The organism is Parashewanella spongiae (assembly GCF_004358345.1).
Taxonomy (GTDB): Bacteria; Pseudomonadota; Gammaproteobacteria; order Enterobacterales; family Shewanellaceae; genus Parashewanella; species Parashewanella spongiae.
Genome location: NZ_CP037952.1, coordinates 3,586,986 through 3,602,828 on the forward strand (window position 1 = coordinate 3,586,986; position 15,843 = coordinate 3,602,828).

Consider the following 15,843-nt stretch of genomic DNA (forward strand, 5'->3'; position numbering starts at 1 on the left):
CGCTCTTTTTGTTGACGAAAAAAAAAGCGAACAATGCCACAGAATTGACTTTCTATGATAAGACAGGGTATATAGATTGTGGTTTTTTGCGTTAATTGGATGTGGTTACTATTTCAAAGTGCAGTTTAGGTCACACAACAATATGAGCTCATGCAATTTTGGTTACTAGCTCTTATTAAAACCTGTTAAATATTTACTTTATTTCAGCAGCTTAATATCAATACTAACCTTTGTTGCACTTTGAAGTGGAATAATCGCTACGCAAGATACTAATAACTTATAAAATATAATTTTTTAACATTTTTGTAGCTGTATTTTCAGCTACATGCAATCACAAGCCTAAGGTGGAACTTAATGAGCGGAGCCAAACCTCAAGGAACAATGCTAGGACATCCAACGGGATTGTTCTTATTGTTCACAACAGAAATGTGGGAGCGTTTCAGTTACTATGCGATGCGCGCTATATTGGTACTTTATTTAGTTGATAAAGTACAGTCAGATGGTGGTCATGGTTTAGGATGGAATCAAGCTGATGCCATTTCTTTGTATGGTACTTTTACTGGTCTGGTTTATCTTACTCCACTTTTAGGTGGTTGGATTGCCGACAACATTTTGGGACAACGTAAAACCATTATGATTGGCGGAGCCTTAATGGCTCTTGGCCAATTTACTTTGGCGTTCCCACACTCTTTAGTACCAGGGCTTGAAACAGAAATGTTTTACCTTGGACTATTCACACTCGTTATTGGTAATGGCCTATTTAAGCCAAATATTTCTACCATGGTAGGTGACTTATACGAAGAAGGTGATCATCGTCGTGACGGTGCTTTCACTATTTTCTATATGGGGATCAACTTGGGCGCATTTTTTGGTGCTATTGCAGTTGGTTCTATTGTTGCTTATTACGATGGAAACTTCCAAGTTGGCTTTTTAACTGCCGGTATTGGTATGGTGCTTTCTTTAATCATTCAAATGATTTATGCACAGAAGCTATTAGGTGATATTGGTACGGTGCCAGCCGCCAAGCTTGAAAAACAAAAGAATGCCGATAAAGGTGAAGTTCGAAATGAGCCATTAACTAAAGTTGAGCGTGATCGAATTAAAGTTATCATGGTGATGGGTTTATTCACTATTATCTTCTGGGCAGGTTTTGAGCAAGCCGGTGGTTTGATGAACTTGTTCACTAAAGATTTTACTGATCGCTTTATTGGCACTTGGGAAGTACCTACTACATGGTTCCAATCGTTGAACGCACTGTTTATTGTTATCTTTGCCCCAGTGATTGCCTCTATTTGGATCCGTTTAGGCAGCAAAGAGCCAAATTCACCTGTGAAATTTGCATTGGCGCTATTCTTCCTTGCTGTAGGCTTCTTGTTCATGATCGGAGCTGTACTTGAACTAGGTGGAGACGCCAGTAGCAAATCAAGCATGTGGTGGTTAGTAGGTGCATACTTCTTCCACACTATCGGTGAGCTTTGTTTATCGCCTATTGGTCTTTCAATGGTTACTAAGCTTGCTCCGCTACGTATTATGTCCCTTATGATGGGAGCATGGTTCTTATTTATTGCTGCGGCAAATAAAATTGGTGGTGTCGTTGGTTCATTCATTGGTCACACTGGAACCGCTGAAGAGCAACTTGCTAATGCTATGGGTATTTTCGCTGGCATTGCAATTACAGCTGTTGTTTCTGGCATTATTCTTTACTTCATGGCTGATAAGCTTGTTGATTGGATGCATGGCGCTGAATCGAGCAACCATGAACATACTGCAACAGAAGCTTTTGAAGAAGAGATTGCCGTTACTGCTGAGCATGAAGCTATCAAACATTAATTGATGATGTTATAGCTTCAATTTTTGCTGGATTTAAAAGCACCATATTTAAAGATGGTGCTTTTTTTTACATAAGGGATCTAGTGAGTTAGACCAATTACAGTAATTAACTTCCCACTCAGCAAGAGCTAAAGGGTTTCAGTACAAGGCGAAGTACTATATACCCTAACAGCCGCCATACAAAGCTGGCGTTCAACGCACTTCATGCTTTTGTCGGGATAATTCAAAAACTTGTAACCTAGTAATGGAATCCTTTAGCCTTGCCCTTCGGGAGCTTGTATGTGTCCAAATTACTACGCAAAATTATCTCAACGTAGCAATGTAATAACGACAGTTTTGTATGTCGGTAATAACTATGTCTTCATCAATTTCACTTGTACTTTGAACACATATATAGCTCTGAACTGGGAATTTAATTACTGTAATTGGTATTAGAAAGTACCAATCTTTGTCATACCAACGAAGGCTGGTATCCAGTGACTTTTATAGACAAAAGCAAAAGCAAAGGCACTAGACGCCAGCCTGCACTGGAGTGACGAGAACTCATCGGTATACTTTCTTCCCTAACTTTCCTAAAATAAGATTAGGGTCTGTTGATCTTTCGTGATTGTTTTTGCAGCGATAAATTGGTTATTTTATGCAAGGCAGAGTTTGTGAGGTTTGGTTATTATCGACATACAAAACTGTCGTTACTTCGTTTCCAAATAATCAAGTGATAACTCAGCACCTTTTAGGGATGTCGCAGTTCAAATAATACCAATTTAAATTTCAACGCTTAATTTGTCATACCTGCGAACGCAGGTATCTAGCGACTTGTGCCCAAATTAACCAAAGACTCTGGACTCCTGCGTTCGCAGGAGTGACGATAAAATTGGTATACATTCTTCCGCCACGTCCCTTATTTAGAAAGAGCGACCAATTTACGCTGTCTTCGATGCTTTTGAGCATTCACTGCTCAGTGTTGTGACCAGCTCACTTAGATGGCTAAGCATCACTGCTCACGCCTTGAACCTAAAAACATCAGTTGAACGCTGAGTATATGAGTAACTGTTTGAGCAATTAGATGATTTTATTATCATGTTTTTCACCCAATGAGTGAAATGCTCTACGCTCACAAGCTTGCTAAAATGGCTGCTATCTGCGTTGTAATTTTTGCAAGTAGAATAACTACTTGCTGCAAGCTACGTCTTAATATCAGCCATTTTTTCTACGCTTGAGAACGCAGTCAACTGATGTTTCTAGGTTGAACAGATAAATGCTCAAATAGCACAAAATTTAATCCTGAAAGATCAACAGACCCTAGTAATCTTAACCTATCCTTTTAAAGCGCATCCTTTATAGACCCTATAGCTGTAATTGTGTATAAAAGGACATACTCCTCATTCGGCTAGTATATATTGCTCAAACTTTGTCTTCCTAAATCTCCTCAAATTTTGGCTATTCCTTTACTTGCTTTTGTCGAGTTTTGGGAACGTTTTAACAAATACGCTATTAGAGCATTTTTAGTACTTTATCTTATCGCACCATCGTTTAATAATGGCGGCTATGGGCTGGGGTGGGCTATCGGTGACGCCATTGCTCTATACAGCAGATTTATTGCGTTTGCGTATATCACTCCCTTATTTGGCGGCTTTTTAAGTGATAAAGTGCTCGGTGCCTATCATTCAACATTGCTTGGCTGCATACTTATTTTCATCGGTCAATTGATGATATCTATTCCTCATAATTGGCTCCCGAATCAAGAAAGTACAATACTATGCACAGGGTTATTTTTGTTTGCATTAGGAAATGGTTTTTTTAAACCCAATATCGCTACCCTCGTTGGTGGTGTTAGTAAATTTTATGGTTTAGAACCAATTAAGAGTTATAACCTTTTTTTTATGATTACAAATTTAGGTGGTGCGGTGGCAGGTGTAGCTTTGGGGAGTATTGTTGTATGGTTTAATGGTAATTATCAGATAGGATTCTTTATTGCTGCCATTGGGATGCTATTTGGAACCATAATATTGCTTGCCTTCAAATCAGTACTCAATGTTTCACTATTGGTGCATGAAAATCCAAATACGAATAAATCTATAAAAACCATCCCCAATAAAAATACTAGCAATCAATCACTTAAAATTTATGAAAAAAATCACATGGTTTTTATCATCATCATAGGGTTCTTTTCCATTTTTTTCTGGTTCGGTTATGAACAAATGGCTGGCTCAATAAATATTATGACTGAGAGATTTGTAGATCGTCAGTTATTCGGCTTTGAAATTCCTACCGCATGGTTTCAGTCTCTCACCCCTTTGTTCAACATCCTATTTGCGCCTGTACTCTATGCTATGTGGAATAAATTAAAACGGACAAATCGACATCTAGATATTCCCAATAAAGTGACAATCAGCCTGCTTGCTTCAACATTGGCATTTGTAATTTTGTCAGTTGCTACTTACTCACTTAATTACTCATTTGCTAATAAAATTAATTTTGGCTGGATTATCGTCGTATATTTTTACTTTTCTATTGGAGAAGTTTTGCTATCACCTACTTGCCTTTCTGCTATCCATGAATATATTTCTGAAAAGTCTGTAGGTCTGATTATGGGGTTATGGTTCATGTTCTATGCTGTGGCAAGTTTTTTCGCTGGTATATTAGGTCATAGGGTTGACCCAAACTCTTTGATTGCAATTTCAGATCATGAGCTTTTTGCTAACTTAAATCGACTTTTTACCTCGATTACTTTTTTAACATTTATCGCTGCTGTTGGCTTAATTGTTAGCAAAAACAAAATTATTCAATTACTAAAACCTGAAAGGGTTTAAATTTCAGGATAAACGCATGAATGTTTTTCGAGTAAAAACCGTAGACTTTATAATCCGTCATTACCGTGAAAACGGGAATCCAGTGTCTTTGGGTATTCCAATTTAAGGCACTAGAGTCCTACTTTCGTGGGTATGACGAAACTACCACATAGAGTTGTGCATATATCACTCACTCGTGCAGTTTGCCTAGTTTAAACTCTTAACTCTATGTAGCCACCAGCTGGTACTGTCTCATTTTGAACAAGCCCAACAAATTGGTTTTGTAATAAAAGCGGCTTGTGTTCTGGTGCACTTGTTGAGATGCACAAGTACTCTCCTCGATTTAATGTACGATATTGGGTGCTGCTTTTACCCCAATTATGAACACCAAGCTGCATGGTGTCAGATAAAGCAAGTGGCATTAGGCCTTCGTTATTGCGAAGGTAACAACGTAAACCTTGTCCGGCTTGTGCAATCGCTGTTCTAAAATTTCTTAAGTCGACGGTAACGTAAATCATATCGACCAACACATCTATGCCTGACTTTATTAGACGATCATTTAAATAGCTCAACATGCTAAAGGGCTCGATGATAGCTTGGCTTTTCCCCACTCTAAAAGATTTTAATTTTTGATTCACTAAGCTACGTAATAATACGCTGGCGAAAGCTGATCCATCGTCTTCTGGATGAAAATGTGCCATGTACATCAATAAATGCTGGTCGCCTACTAAAGTTGAGTCAATAAGATAGCTGCTGACATCTTGATGTTTGAAAAGGCTATAGAAAACATCGGCTGAAGGGTAATTAGTTTCTGCTGAGGGAAATAATTGTTGTTGAAGAATTCTGACTTCACTGACATTCTGCTCAACCATTTCAATATGGCTTTGAAACTCTTGGTAAGCTAACTCGTCAACAAGCTCTGCCGGAACTTCACTACCCTCTTGCCCCGCTAGACATTGCTGAATTGCATGCTCTAAAGTATAAAAATCATCGATAGGCTTTAATAAATAGTCGCTGGCACCTAAACGTAACGCTTCAATAACGTCAGTCATGACGTTATTACCAGAAAGGACAATTGAAGGGACACTCGGATCTAACATCGACATATCGTGAAGCAAATCTAAACCGCCAGAGGTCGCAAGGCTCAAATCGGCAATAACGATATCAAAAACACCTTTTTTAAATGCTTCAATACCGCTATATCCATCTTGAGCTTGAGTAACTTTTGCGCCTTGCTTTATCAAAAAATCATTGGCTAATTTACTAAAATGGGGATCAACTTCAACCAATAAAACTGAGATATTATATAATGCCATTTACTTGCCTTTATCTAAGTGCACTTATCGATAAAACGTACTCCCCTGTACATCATTTTTTGTGCTCAATTACCATCAATAGAGATAATCATGCACACACTTAAAAAAAACAGGTTCTAAACTTATAACACTACTTTGCAATTTCCGCTAATTCAATTCGTTAAGATAATCATCAACAAGCTCATCATCGTCTTGTTCATCTGGCACTTGACCATCGTGTAATTTGTAATCGACATGTTGAATATAAGCATCTTTCACAAATGTATACGGATCTAGAGCATTATCAAGCAGTCTTTCTTGAGGTATTGCATCAGCCCGTGCATTAAGCGCCTTTAAAGTCCATTTGGTGATTGATTGCCAAGTCGTTAAATCTGAAATCGGAAAATATAAACCATCTACCCAGTTGGAAGCAATTTCTCTTGTCACTGTTGGGCCGTACGCAGGCAACATAAAATAAGGCCCGTTAGGTACACCGTAGTAACCTAACACTTCGCTGAAGTCATCCTGTTTGCGTGAAAGCCCCATCATTTCTGCAACATCAAATAAGCCTAATAAACCAATAGTCGAATTGATGGTAAAGCGCCCACCAGCATTGGCGGCCCACTTCCACTTTCCTTGTAGTGTATTATTAACTAAGCTAGATGGCTCTTCTAAGTTTTGGACAAAATTATCAAAGCTTGTTCTTACTGGTTGAGGCACGTAGTCACTGTAGCCATGTGCTACAGGGCGGATCAGGAACTTATCCAAGTAGTTATAGTTGATGTTCCACATAGCTCGGTTAAAGCCTTCGAATGGATCTCGTTCATCGCTGTAAACTATTTTCACTTTAGGTGTCGCTGTTGTGTCTTGAGATGATTTAGGGTCATCAGTGGAAATTTCTGAGCCCCATACTGCAGCACTGGTTAATGATGCAAGTGCGATGATTATCAAACTAAATTTCATGATAAAAATATATGCCTTAAAATAACAAGAAAAGAATAAAGAACGATTTTCCATAAGGATTATAAGCGAATAACACAGTAATTAAAAATAATACAAAATATTATTCTTTGCTCAAGGTAACCAATTTAGTCCCGATAATAATTGAGTGAATTTAAGGTTTTTAAAATTATTATGGATATCATCAAACACGCTAACCAATCAAACTCGGCTAAGACAACACTTGCAGAGAAAAACATAAGCTCTTTCCATGAAAGCTCTCCGCTTATAAAGCCTGAAATAGACAAAGCTACAGGTAATATTTTGTTGCAATTTGATAATAAAAGTTATTTTTCTAACATCAAAAATACGCAATCACTTTCCATGCCTTTACTCGTAAAAATCATCAAACAAAATCCGCCCTTTAGAAATACCAATCAGCTTAGTGCTGATTTATATTCACCAAGTAAAACAGAAAGCATAACTTTGCCTATATCCTTGTTTAAATTATTGAATGATTCAAAAACAAATTCTAGCGAGCTCCAAGCACTCCTAAACGTTCAAAAGAGTTATCCCCTAGGAGTCGGTCAAATTATCAATAAGCAGTTATATTTATCTGGCAACAAAATTCCATTAGTCGATTCGCTCCTCTCAAATGGAAAATATATCGCTCACATCAAGTATCTAAACCAAAAGCCACTACTGTCATTGACAAAGCTCACTTATCTACAACGTATCGAACTATTTCCCTTACCACTAAAAACCACATCAGCATTAGCGAGTAACATTCAGAAAAACTATTTCGCCATTGAAATGGCGACCAGTTATCGAAATATTATCGCTTCATTGAATCAAAATGAATCAGGTGTTGAAACCGATAAAATCAAAAGCAAACAGCTAGTACGTTTAGAATCTTTGATTGTAAATACTGGTGCAGTAAAAGCGCCAGTTGCAACCTCAAATCTATACAGTGATAAGCCGTTTAATAAAATAGTTGATTTAATGATGCCACCAACGCTGAACAAATTGCTGGAAATTAAAAGCTTAAAAAATTCGCTATTTACAGCTGCATTATTTAACCCTGCATCCCCAGTAAACTTTCAAAAGAGCACTAATTCTTCCATTAACTTCGTAACCATAACAGCTCTGTTTCATATCTTAATTTCTACTTCTAAATTAAGTAAAAACCTTAATCCTGAAACATTGAAATATATTGATGAACTTCAAAAAAAGGTTGCCGATTCTCAAAACTTGCTAATAAAACGATTAATGGAATGCATTGACCCCCACTGTAATACACTGGTGAAGCAAATTCAGGTCTACCAACAAGCAAGCTATGTGTCTGACAAGGAACTCTGTTGGCTGTTTGCGCTTCCTTATACCGTCGATGAGCGGGTAAGTTGCCTTGAAGGAAAGCTCGAACATTGTCAAAGTCAGCAATCCGAACCATCAAGTGAACAATGGTCGTTAAAGCTAAAATTCGATTTAGCAGATGGGCCATTATTGATCATTGCAACCTACGAACTAGACAAGAATGTGAAACTTGAATTACGAACCAACCAACGAGTAGTGCTTAATAAAACAAAGCAATACCAACATCACCTCGTCAACAGACTAAAAGCAGTTGGCATTGACTGCCATAATATCCTTGTTACTCAAGGAGAAGTGCCGTATTCATTTTTGAATAATAACAATCAATTAATAAAAACAATGGTATAAGATGACTAAAAGCAATATAAGGAAGCAAGCTACAGCACTTAATTATACTGGCAGTGGCGCACCTGTCATTTCAGCACAAGGAAAAGGCGTCGTAGCAGAAGATATTATTGCCTTAGCAGAACAAGCAGGGATTCATATCCATCAAAATGAGCATTTAAGTGATTTCTTACAACAGCTAGAAACAGGTGAAGCCATCCCTGAAGACCTCTATTACTTAATAGCCGAGATATTATCTTTCGTTTACCTACTGGAAGGGAAACAACCGAAGGGGTGGAATAATGAGAGTTGAAATAGTAAATCACCCGATAAAATTTGCTGTATATTACCAATTACAGTAATTAAATTCCCTGCTCAGAGCTATGTATGTGTTCAATGTACAAGTGAAATTGATCCTAAAAACATCAGTTGAAGGCTGAGTATATGAGTAACTGTTTGAGCAATTAGATGATTTTATTATCATGTTTTTCACCCAATGAGTGAAACGCTCTACGCTCACAAGCTTGCTAAAATGACTGCTATCTGCGTTGTAACTTTTGCAAGTAGAATAACTACTTGCTGCAAGCTACGTCTTAATATCAGCCATTTTTTCTACGCTTGAGAACGCAGTCAACTGATGTCTCTAGGTTGATGAAAACATAGTTATTACCGACATACAAAACTGTCGTTATTACATTGCTACGTTGAGAAAGTTTTGCGTAGTAATTTGGACACATACAAGCTCCCGAAGGGCAAGGCTAAAGGATTCCATTACTACGTTACAAGTTTTTGAATTATCCCGACAAAAGCACGAAGTACGTTGAACGCCAGCTTTGTATGGCGGCCGTTAGGGCATATAGTACTTCAAACTTGCGCCTTGTACTGAAATCCTTTAGCTCTTGCTGAGTGGGAAGTTAATTACTGTAATTGGTATAAGTCAAATTTACACCGGGGATTATTTATTTATCAGCACCATGCAGCCTGATCAACAGTTCAGCTTCTGCTCTAGGCAATTCGCACTCTTGCACAATTTCATTGATATCTGCACCTAAAGAGACCATTTTCATTGCACGGGTGTACATACGTGATTGTGGCTCCTCTTGCTCTGTTTCATCTAAACGCGCTTCATACTGAAGATGCTTTTTTTCTAATTCAATTACTCTGCGACCAACACCAATAGTACCATTTCTCAATTCTTGTAATTCTTTTTTGGTCGTTTCGTATTTTTTATCTGCCGCTTTAACTAATGAAGTTAAGGCATCGACTTTATTTCGAAGCTTACTCAATTGCTTTTGCAAATAGAGTACTAATGCTAAGCAGACCGTGGCATAAAATAAGGCCGCAATTAAAAACTCGTTTCCCATCAAATTATGCCCTTTTTAGATATAGCTTAAAGTTGTGATATCTCATTCCACTCTTCATCGGAAAGCAATTTATCCAAATCGACAAGGATCAGTAACTCTTCCCCTCGGTTACTCACTCCTTGGATGAATTTAGCACTTTCCTCAGTACCAACATTCGGTGCGTTATCGATTTCAGAACGTTTCAAGTAAACCACTTCAGCAACACTATCCACCAAAATGCCAATAACTTGTTTTTCAGCTTCAATGATGACGATTCGAGTCGAATCTGTCACTTCTGCACCATTCAGTCCAAAACGAGCACGAGTATCAATAACCGTGACAACATTGCCGCGCAAATTGATAATACCCACAACGTAATGCGGTGCACCTGGTACTGGGGCAATTTCGCTATAACGCAATACCTCTTGAACTTGCATTACATTTATACCGTACGTTTCATTGTCCAGTTTGAATGTTACCCATTGTAAAACTGAGTCATCTTTACTGGCAGAAACAGCCAGATTTTTCGAACTTGTCATATGTACCTCAATCAACAGAATCTTGACAATTCATGCCATTATCAAGTAGTTCAATCAATGATTGAACATTTAAAATGCCACACATTTGCTTTTTAACTACCCCAGCAAGCCAAGGCCGCTTTCCGATTTTTTTCCGCCAATTAACTTGGCTTTTTTCTACTTTGTCAGCATTTAACAAAGATTCACAAGCAAGCCCCCATCGACTTCCTTCTAATAATACAACATACTGATAACTTATAGTCGTTTTTAATTCATTCGTATACTTTTCAGGCATTACCCAAGCGGCCGTGTCCACTACGTTAATTTGCTGCTCTCTATTATTCTGGATACCTTTAAACCAGTCAGGCTTGCCAATCAATTTATTTACTTTTTCTAATTTTATAATTCCACCTAGGCAAACTAGTGGAATAGCTAACACTAATCCTGCAACTTTAAAAAATAAAACTTGAAATTCGTTGTCTAGTAGCTCTATCTGATTTGCTTGATTTCGTTCAACCAATGTTTCAGAAGGCTCATTTAATTCGATTTTTACTTCAACGGCATTTTCTTGAGTTTCTTTAACCTTATTTTCGATTTCTGTCACTTGTTCTAATACTGACACCTGAGAAAGCAAGTTTTCTAAACTTTGCTTTTGAACCAGCGGATCTTTATAGTCAGTTTTTACCACCACTTCATCAGTGGTCACTTCTAATTTTTGTTTGACTAAATGAGAATGAGCTTTATTTTCCCGAGTCGGCTCTTTAAGTAGCACAGAGAAAAAGTCAACCACTGGTTCATCAATTAAACTAGTCATGGGTTGGCTCCAAACTTTCTATATATTTCAACAGCTTTTCATAAGCTTTTACGCCCCGACAACTTGGCGAAAAATAGGAGGCAGGCAAGTGAGCTAAGCTCGAATCACGAAATTTGGTATCGACGGGGATGACATCTGACCACAAGAATTCAGAGTAATTTTTTTGCAACTCTGCTAACGCAAATGGTGATGCTTTAGTCCTTTTGTCAAACATTGTGGGAACAATTGTAAATTGGTATTTCTCCTGTTGAGACCGCCCCATTAACCCCATAGTTTTAACCATCCGCTCTAAGCCTTTTAACGCTAAGAATTCAGTTTGAACAGGAATAATAATTTGGTTGCATGCAGCTAAGGCATTGACCATCAGCACACCGAGAACTGGCGGGCAATCAATTAAAACATAGTCGTATCTACCTGAGACATGAGACAAAATGTTTCGAATTAACAACCCCATTCCATCAACATGACCCAGTTTACGGTCGACCGTCGCTAAAGCCATTGTTGCTGGAAGTAAATCTAAACATTCAACAGCGGTTGGTACAATGTGAGCGTTAACCAGATCCGATGAAAGTTGATCATGGGCTAAAAAAAGGTCATATAAAGAACCAGGTACTTCTTCTGAGTCAATGCCCAAGTAGTAGCCTAGAGAGGCGTGAGGATCCGTATCAATGACCAAAACTCTTTTTCCAAGCTTACTGAGTATGCCTGCAAGAGTAATAACTGATGTGGTTTTACCAACCCCACCTTTTTGGTTTGCAATGGTCCAAACTTTCACTTATTCAGCCTTCTTAGGGATCTAGCGATTTAGAAAGTACCAATCTTTGTCATAGCAGCGAAGGCTGCTATCCAGTGACTTTTATAGAAAAAAGCAAAGGCACTAGACTAACGACATACAAAACTGTCGTTACTTCGTTTCCAGCCTGCGCTGGAGTGACGAGAACTCATCGGTATACTTTTCTTCCGCAACTTTCCTTATTGTACTTCTCTGGCCTTTAAGTCACTCTTTAAGGCACTCAATGGAGGAGTTCAATGGTTCTAATTTGGGGTATTTCCAATTGCAACAGTAGATTGACAGCTCAACATTCACTGACTTCAACATCCGGAACCTTCAGTCTCATTTCAGTGTTGACCTTAGGTTCTCTTATTGCAAATTCAAATGTTAATTTTTTTGATGATGCAATCACTAATTATCGATTTTATTCTTGCCCTGATTCTTTCAAAATTGCTTCTGCCATATTATCTAATGAGATAGATTTACTCGACAGTCCTGCAACTGTTACAGCTTGAGGCATACCATATACCACACAACTTGCTTCATCTTGGCTCCAAATCGTCGACCCAGCAGTTTTGAGCAATCGAGCACCTTCTCGTCCATCAGCGCCCATTCCTGTTAACACAACGGCTAAAGCATCTGCACCAAAGGTTTTTGATACAGAAGCAAAAGTAATATCTACACTTGGCTTGTAATTCATTTCGACGCTGCCACTTATGACTTTTACACGTCCAAATGCGCCGCCTTTATCAACCAGCATCTGCATACCACCAGGAGCCAAATAAGCACAACCGGGTTGGAGTGCGTCACCATTCTGGGCTTCTTTAACTTCAATTTGGCACAAGCCGTTTAATCGTGAAGCAAAAGCTGGCGTAAAAGCAGATGGCATATGCTGAATTAACAAAATTGGATGCGGATAATGTTTAGGAAATTGAGTTAGAATCCGTTGAAGTGCAACAGGTCCGCCTGTCGATGTACCAATAACAAGGGCTTTATACCGTTTACCACTGGCTTTATGATTTATTTTAGCTTGTGGTGCTTCTTGAGTAATCTGGCTATGCTTTCCAAAACTATTAAGATTAGAATTATTTGTAACTCTTGAAGGCGTTATAGTACTTTTTGGCGTTCCAACCGAAGGCGTTGATTTTGTCATTGGTACGCGGCGAAACAAACGTCTACGACCTAATTCTTTAACTTTTTGTTGAAGTAATCGAATAGCATCATCTCGATTAGTTGCGATATCTTCAAATTTCTTGGGAAGAAAATCGAGTGCACCTGCATCTAACGCATCTAATGTGGCTTTAGCGCCGTCTTGAGTTAAAGATGAAAACATCAAAATTGGAGTTGGATTTTCGGCCATAATATTTTTAACGGCCGTGATTCCATCCATAACTGGCATTTCAATGTCCATCGTAATGACTTGCGGTCGAAATTCTGGCACCATTTTTACGGCTTCGGCACCATGCTTGGCAACCGCTACAACTTCAAGTTGTGGATCTTGAGAGAGTATTTCACTAACACGCCGTCTAAAAAAGCTTGAATCGTCGACAACTAATACTTTGATAGTCATGTAATTCCTTTTCGATACTCTTTAGTGTTTCTAACATCATCAGTAAAGAAGCACTGAAATCGCTATGATAATTTCTATCTGCTTTATTTTTTATTATTTATAAGCAGTTATTTATTATTTGCATAGTGTTTTAACAATCCGGGGACATCGAGAATTAACGCAATGCCTCCATCTGACGTAATTGTTGCCCCAGCCATACCTGGTGTGCCATGCAGCAAGGTACCAAGTGGCTTGATGACAACTTCTTCTTGTCCAATTAATGCATCAACAACGAAACCAATTTGCATCGTACCTAGCTGAACAATGACCACATGACCATGTTGTTTATCACCATGAATAAGTGCACTAGTCTGATGCAACCATTGCTCTAAATAGAAAAGAGGTACGGCTTTACCACGAACAATGACTGTCAATTGTCCATCAACAATATTGGTTTTCGTCAAATCTAAGTGGAAGATTTCGCTTACATTTGTGAGTGGTAAAGCAAATATCTGCTTAGCCACATCGACCATTAATGTCGGCATAATGGCTAGGGTCAATGGTACTTTAATCTCTAAAACTGTACCCTCACCGCGAGACGAATCGATGTAAACCGTACCGTTTAACTGGGTTATACGCGTCTTAACAACGTCCATTCCCACTCCGCGACCTGAAATATCAGAAATCTCGGCTTTCGTAGAAAAACCTGGAGCAAAAATCAAATTGTATGCTTCATTATCCGTCATTCTGGATGCTGAATCTTCGTCTAAAACACCGCGTTCTATTGCGATATTTTTGAGTTTTTCAGGATCCATCCCAGCCCCATCATCTTCGATTTTTAGAAGAATATGATCACCTTCTTGGCTGGCTGATAAGGTGATGGTGCCTGTTCTTGACTTATTATTGGCTTCTCGTTCATCAGGCATTTCAATACCGTGATCAACTGAGTTACGAACCAAATGCACTAATGGATCGGCTAAAGCTTCCACCAAGTTCTTATCCAGATCGGTATCTTCACCAATCATTACAAGGTTGATGTCTTTATTAAGCGTCCTCGCCAAATCTCGAACAACCCTAGGAAAGCGACCAAACACTTTCTTAATTGGCTGCATTCGCGTTTTCATTACTGCACCTTGTAAATCAGCAGTAACAAGATCGAGATTAGCCAAAGCCTTAGACATTTCTTCATCGTCACGATTAACACCTAAGCTCACTAAACGATTTCGTACAAGTACTAGCTCACCAACCATATTCATGATTTGATCTAGTCGAGCCGTATCCACACGAACTGTCGTTTCTCCCTGTGGAGCACTTATGGCTCTATTCGAAGCTGGCACATCTTTTTTAGCTGCTTTTACAGCCTCAACGCTACCCTTACTTTTTACTTCTGGTTTAATTCGTTGGGCTTTTGATTCTGAAACAAGCTTTTCGTTGGATTTTTGAGTGCTTTGGTTTGAACTCAACGAAACACCTGGAGCACTGCTGCCATGTAGTTCATTTAACAAGTTTTCAAATTCATCATCTGTTATTTCATCTGTACGTTCATCAATAGCACTGCCAGTGTTATCTACTGATTTTTCAGTATCAATAACATCACAATTAAACCCGCCTGAACCATGAAGCTCGTCAAGTAATGCTTCAAACTCATCATCAGAAATATCATCATTCCCATGAGTCTCAGCTTCAATTGTAGGGCTTATTTTCGCGTTAGTAGCGCCCTTGCCTTGACCATGTAATGCGTCAAGTAAATCTTCAAATTCTGAATCTGTTATCTCGTCAATTGAGTCACTCTTTGACTGTTGATCTGCTTCTTCTGAAGTGACCTCAACGATAACATCTGGCTCTGCTTCCACTTCAGTTCCAGCAGCATCACTTTCAGAAGCAGCTTGTTCATTTGGTAGCGCTTCACCAGAGCTGAGCATTTTTAAGTTTCGAAGTAACTCAGGTTCGGCAGGCTCTTGTTGCTCGCCAGCTTGAGTTTGACTAAACATTGAATTAATTGCATCAACCGACTGCAAAATAATATCCATCAATTCTGCAGTTACGTGCCGTTGTCCCGTTCTTAGTAGGTCAAAGGTATTTTCTGCTTCATGACAGACATCAACCATAGGCGTTAAGCTTAAAAAACCTGCCCCACCTTTTACAGTATGAAAACCTCTAAAAATAGCATTTAATAAATCTGAATCGTCCGGGTTATTTTCAAGATCAACCAATTGCTCTTGAAGTAATTCTAGAATTTCACCAGCTTCAATTAAAAAGTCCTGGAGTATCTCTTCATCAACCGAAAACGTCATTTAAA

The 15,843-nt window shown here is 38.6% G+C and carries 12 protein-coding genes; 4 read left to right on the forward strand and 8 right to left on the reverse strand.

Translation table 11 applies throughout. From position 1 onward, the window contains the following. The first annotated feature begins 354 nt into the window (after window positions 1-354). Window positions 355-1,830 carry a peptide MFS transporter gene (locus E2I05_RS14135; RefSeq protein ID WP_133309707.1) on the forward strand — a complete coding sequence of 492 codons (1,476 nt, stop codon included), beginning with the start codon at window positions 355-357 and terminating at the stop codon, window positions 1,828-1,830. A gap of 1,433 nt (window positions 1,831-3,263) precedes the next feature. Then, window positions 3,264-4,640, forward strand: a complete 1,377-nt coding sequence (locus tag E2I05_RS14140; RefSeq protein ID WP_170179638.1) for a peptide MFS transporter — start codon at window positions 3,264-3,266, stop codon at window positions 4,638-4,640. A gap of 191 nt (window positions 4,641-4,831) precedes the next feature. On the opposite strand, the gene E2I05_RS14145 is transcribed toward E2I05_RS14140, so the two are convergent. Beyond that, window positions 4,832-5,935, reverse strand: a complete 1,104-nt coding sequence (locus E2I05_RS14145; RefSeq protein ID WP_121852796.1) for a response regulator — start codon at window positions 5,933-5,935, stop codon at window positions 4,832-4,834. A gap of 147 nt (window positions 5,936-6,082) precedes the next feature. Further along, entirely contained in the window at window positions 6,083-6,877 is a 795-nt protein-coding gene (locus E2I05_RS14150) for an MlaA family lipoprotein (RefSeq protein WP_121852797.1), read from the reverse strand. A gap of 171 nt (window positions 6,878-7,048) precedes the next feature. Here E2I05_RS14150 and E2I05_RS14155 point away from each other — a divergent pair, with 171 nt between their 5' ends. Both E2I05_RS14155 and E2I05_RS14160 read left to right on the forward strand, forming a co-directional pair. Next, a complete protein-coding gene (locus E2I05_RS14155) occupies window positions 7,049-8,572 on the forward strand; it encodes a hypothetical protein (RefSeq protein WP_121852798.1) in 1,524 nt (507 codons plus the stop codon). A 1-nt stretch (window position 8,573) separates the two neighbouring features. Continuing rightward, window positions 8,574-8,861 (forward strand): EscU/YscU/HrcU family type III secretion system export apparatus switch protein, encoded by a 288-nt coding sequence (locus E2I05_RS14160; protein WP_121852799.1) that lies wholly within the window; start codon window positions 8,574-8,576, stop codon window positions 8,859-8,861. Between the two features lie 646 nt (window positions 8,862-9,507). On the opposite strand, the gene E2I05_RS14165 is transcribed toward E2I05_RS14160, so the two are convergent. The 6 genes from E2I05_RS14165 to E2I05_RS14190 form a co-directional block, all read right to left on the reverse strand. Further along, on the reverse strand, window positions 9,508-9,912 hold the full coding sequence (locus E2I05_RS14165) for a DUF2802 domain-containing protein (protein WP_121852800.1): 405 nt from the start codon (window positions 9,910-9,912) through the stop codon (window positions 9,508-9,510). Between the two features lie 26 nt (window positions 9,913-9,938). After that, a complete protein-coding gene (locus E2I05_RS14170) occupies window positions 9,939-10,430 on the reverse strand; it encodes a chemotaxis protein CheW (RefSeq protein WP_121852801.1) in 492 nt (163 codons plus the stop codon). Between the two features lie 7 nt (window positions 10,431-10,437). Continuing rightward, window positions 10,438-11,223 (reverse strand): chemotaxis protein CheW, encoded by a 786-nt coding sequence (locus tag E2I05_RS14175; RefSeq protein ID WP_121852802.1) that lies wholly within the window; start codon window positions 11,221-11,223, stop codon window positions 10,438-10,440. Next, on the reverse strand, window positions 11,216-11,998 hold the full coding sequence (locus E2I05_RS14180; protein WP_121852803.1) for a ParA family protein: 783 nt from the start codon (window positions 11,996-11,998) through the stop codon (window positions 11,216-11,218). The genes E2I05_RS14175 and E2I05_RS14180 overlap by 8 nt, the downstream gene beginning before the upstream one ends. Window positions 11,999-12,419: 421 nt before the next feature. Beyond that, complete coding sequence (locus E2I05_RS14185) at window positions 12,420-13,565, reverse strand: protein-glutamate methylesterase/protein-glutamine glutaminase (RefSeq protein ID WP_121852804.1); 1,146 nt, start codon at window positions 13,563-13,565, stop codon at window positions 12,420-12,422. Window positions 13,566-13,672: 107 nt separating this feature from the next. Beyond that, window positions 13,673-15,838, reverse strand: coding sequence for a chemotaxis protein CheA (locus E2I05_RS14190; protein WP_121852805.1), 2,166 nt, complete (start codon window positions 15,836-15,838; stop codon window positions 13,673-13,675). Window positions 15,839-15,843 lie beyond the last annotated feature (5 nt).

Coding starts and splice junctions, on each gene's coding strand:
- E2I05_RS14170 (WP_121852801.1), bottom strand. CDS start 10,430: ATGACAAGTTCGAAAAATCTGGCTGTTTCTGCCAGTAAAGATGACTCA.
- E2I05_RS14185 (WP_121852804.1), bottom strand. CDS start 13,565: ATGACTATCAAAGTATTAGTTGTCGACGATTCAAGCTTTTTTAGACGG.
- E2I05_RS14150 (WP_121852797.1), bottom strand. CDS start 6,877: ATGAAATTTAGTTTGATAATCATCGCACTTGCATCATTAACCAGTGCT.
- E2I05_RS14165 (WP_121852800.1), bottom strand. CDS start 9,912: ATGGGAAACGAGTTTTTAATTGCGGCCTTATTTTATGCCACGGTCTGC.
- E2I05_RS14190 (WP_121852805.1), bottom strand. CDS start 15,838: ATGACGTTTTCGGTTGATGAAGAGATACTCCAGGACTTTTTAATTGAA.
- E2I05_RS14160 (WP_121852799.1), top strand. CDS start 8,574: ATGACTAAAAGCAATATAAGGAAGCAAGCTACAGCACTTAATTATACT.
- E2I05_RS14135 (WP_133309707.1), top strand. CDS start 355: ATGAGCGGAGCCAAACCTCAAGGAACAATGCTAGGACATCCAACGGGA.
- E2I05_RS14155 (WP_121852798.1), top strand. CDS start 7,049: ATGGATATCATCAAACACGCTAACCAATCAAACTCGGCTAAGACAACA.
- E2I05_RS14145 (WP_121852796.1), bottom strand. CDS start 5,935: ATGGCATTATATAATATCTCAGTTTTATTGGTTGAAGTTGATCCCCAT.
- E2I05_RS14175 (WP_121852802.1), bottom strand. CDS start 11,223: ATGACTAGTTTAATTGATGAACCAGTGGTTGACTTTTTCTCTGTGCTA.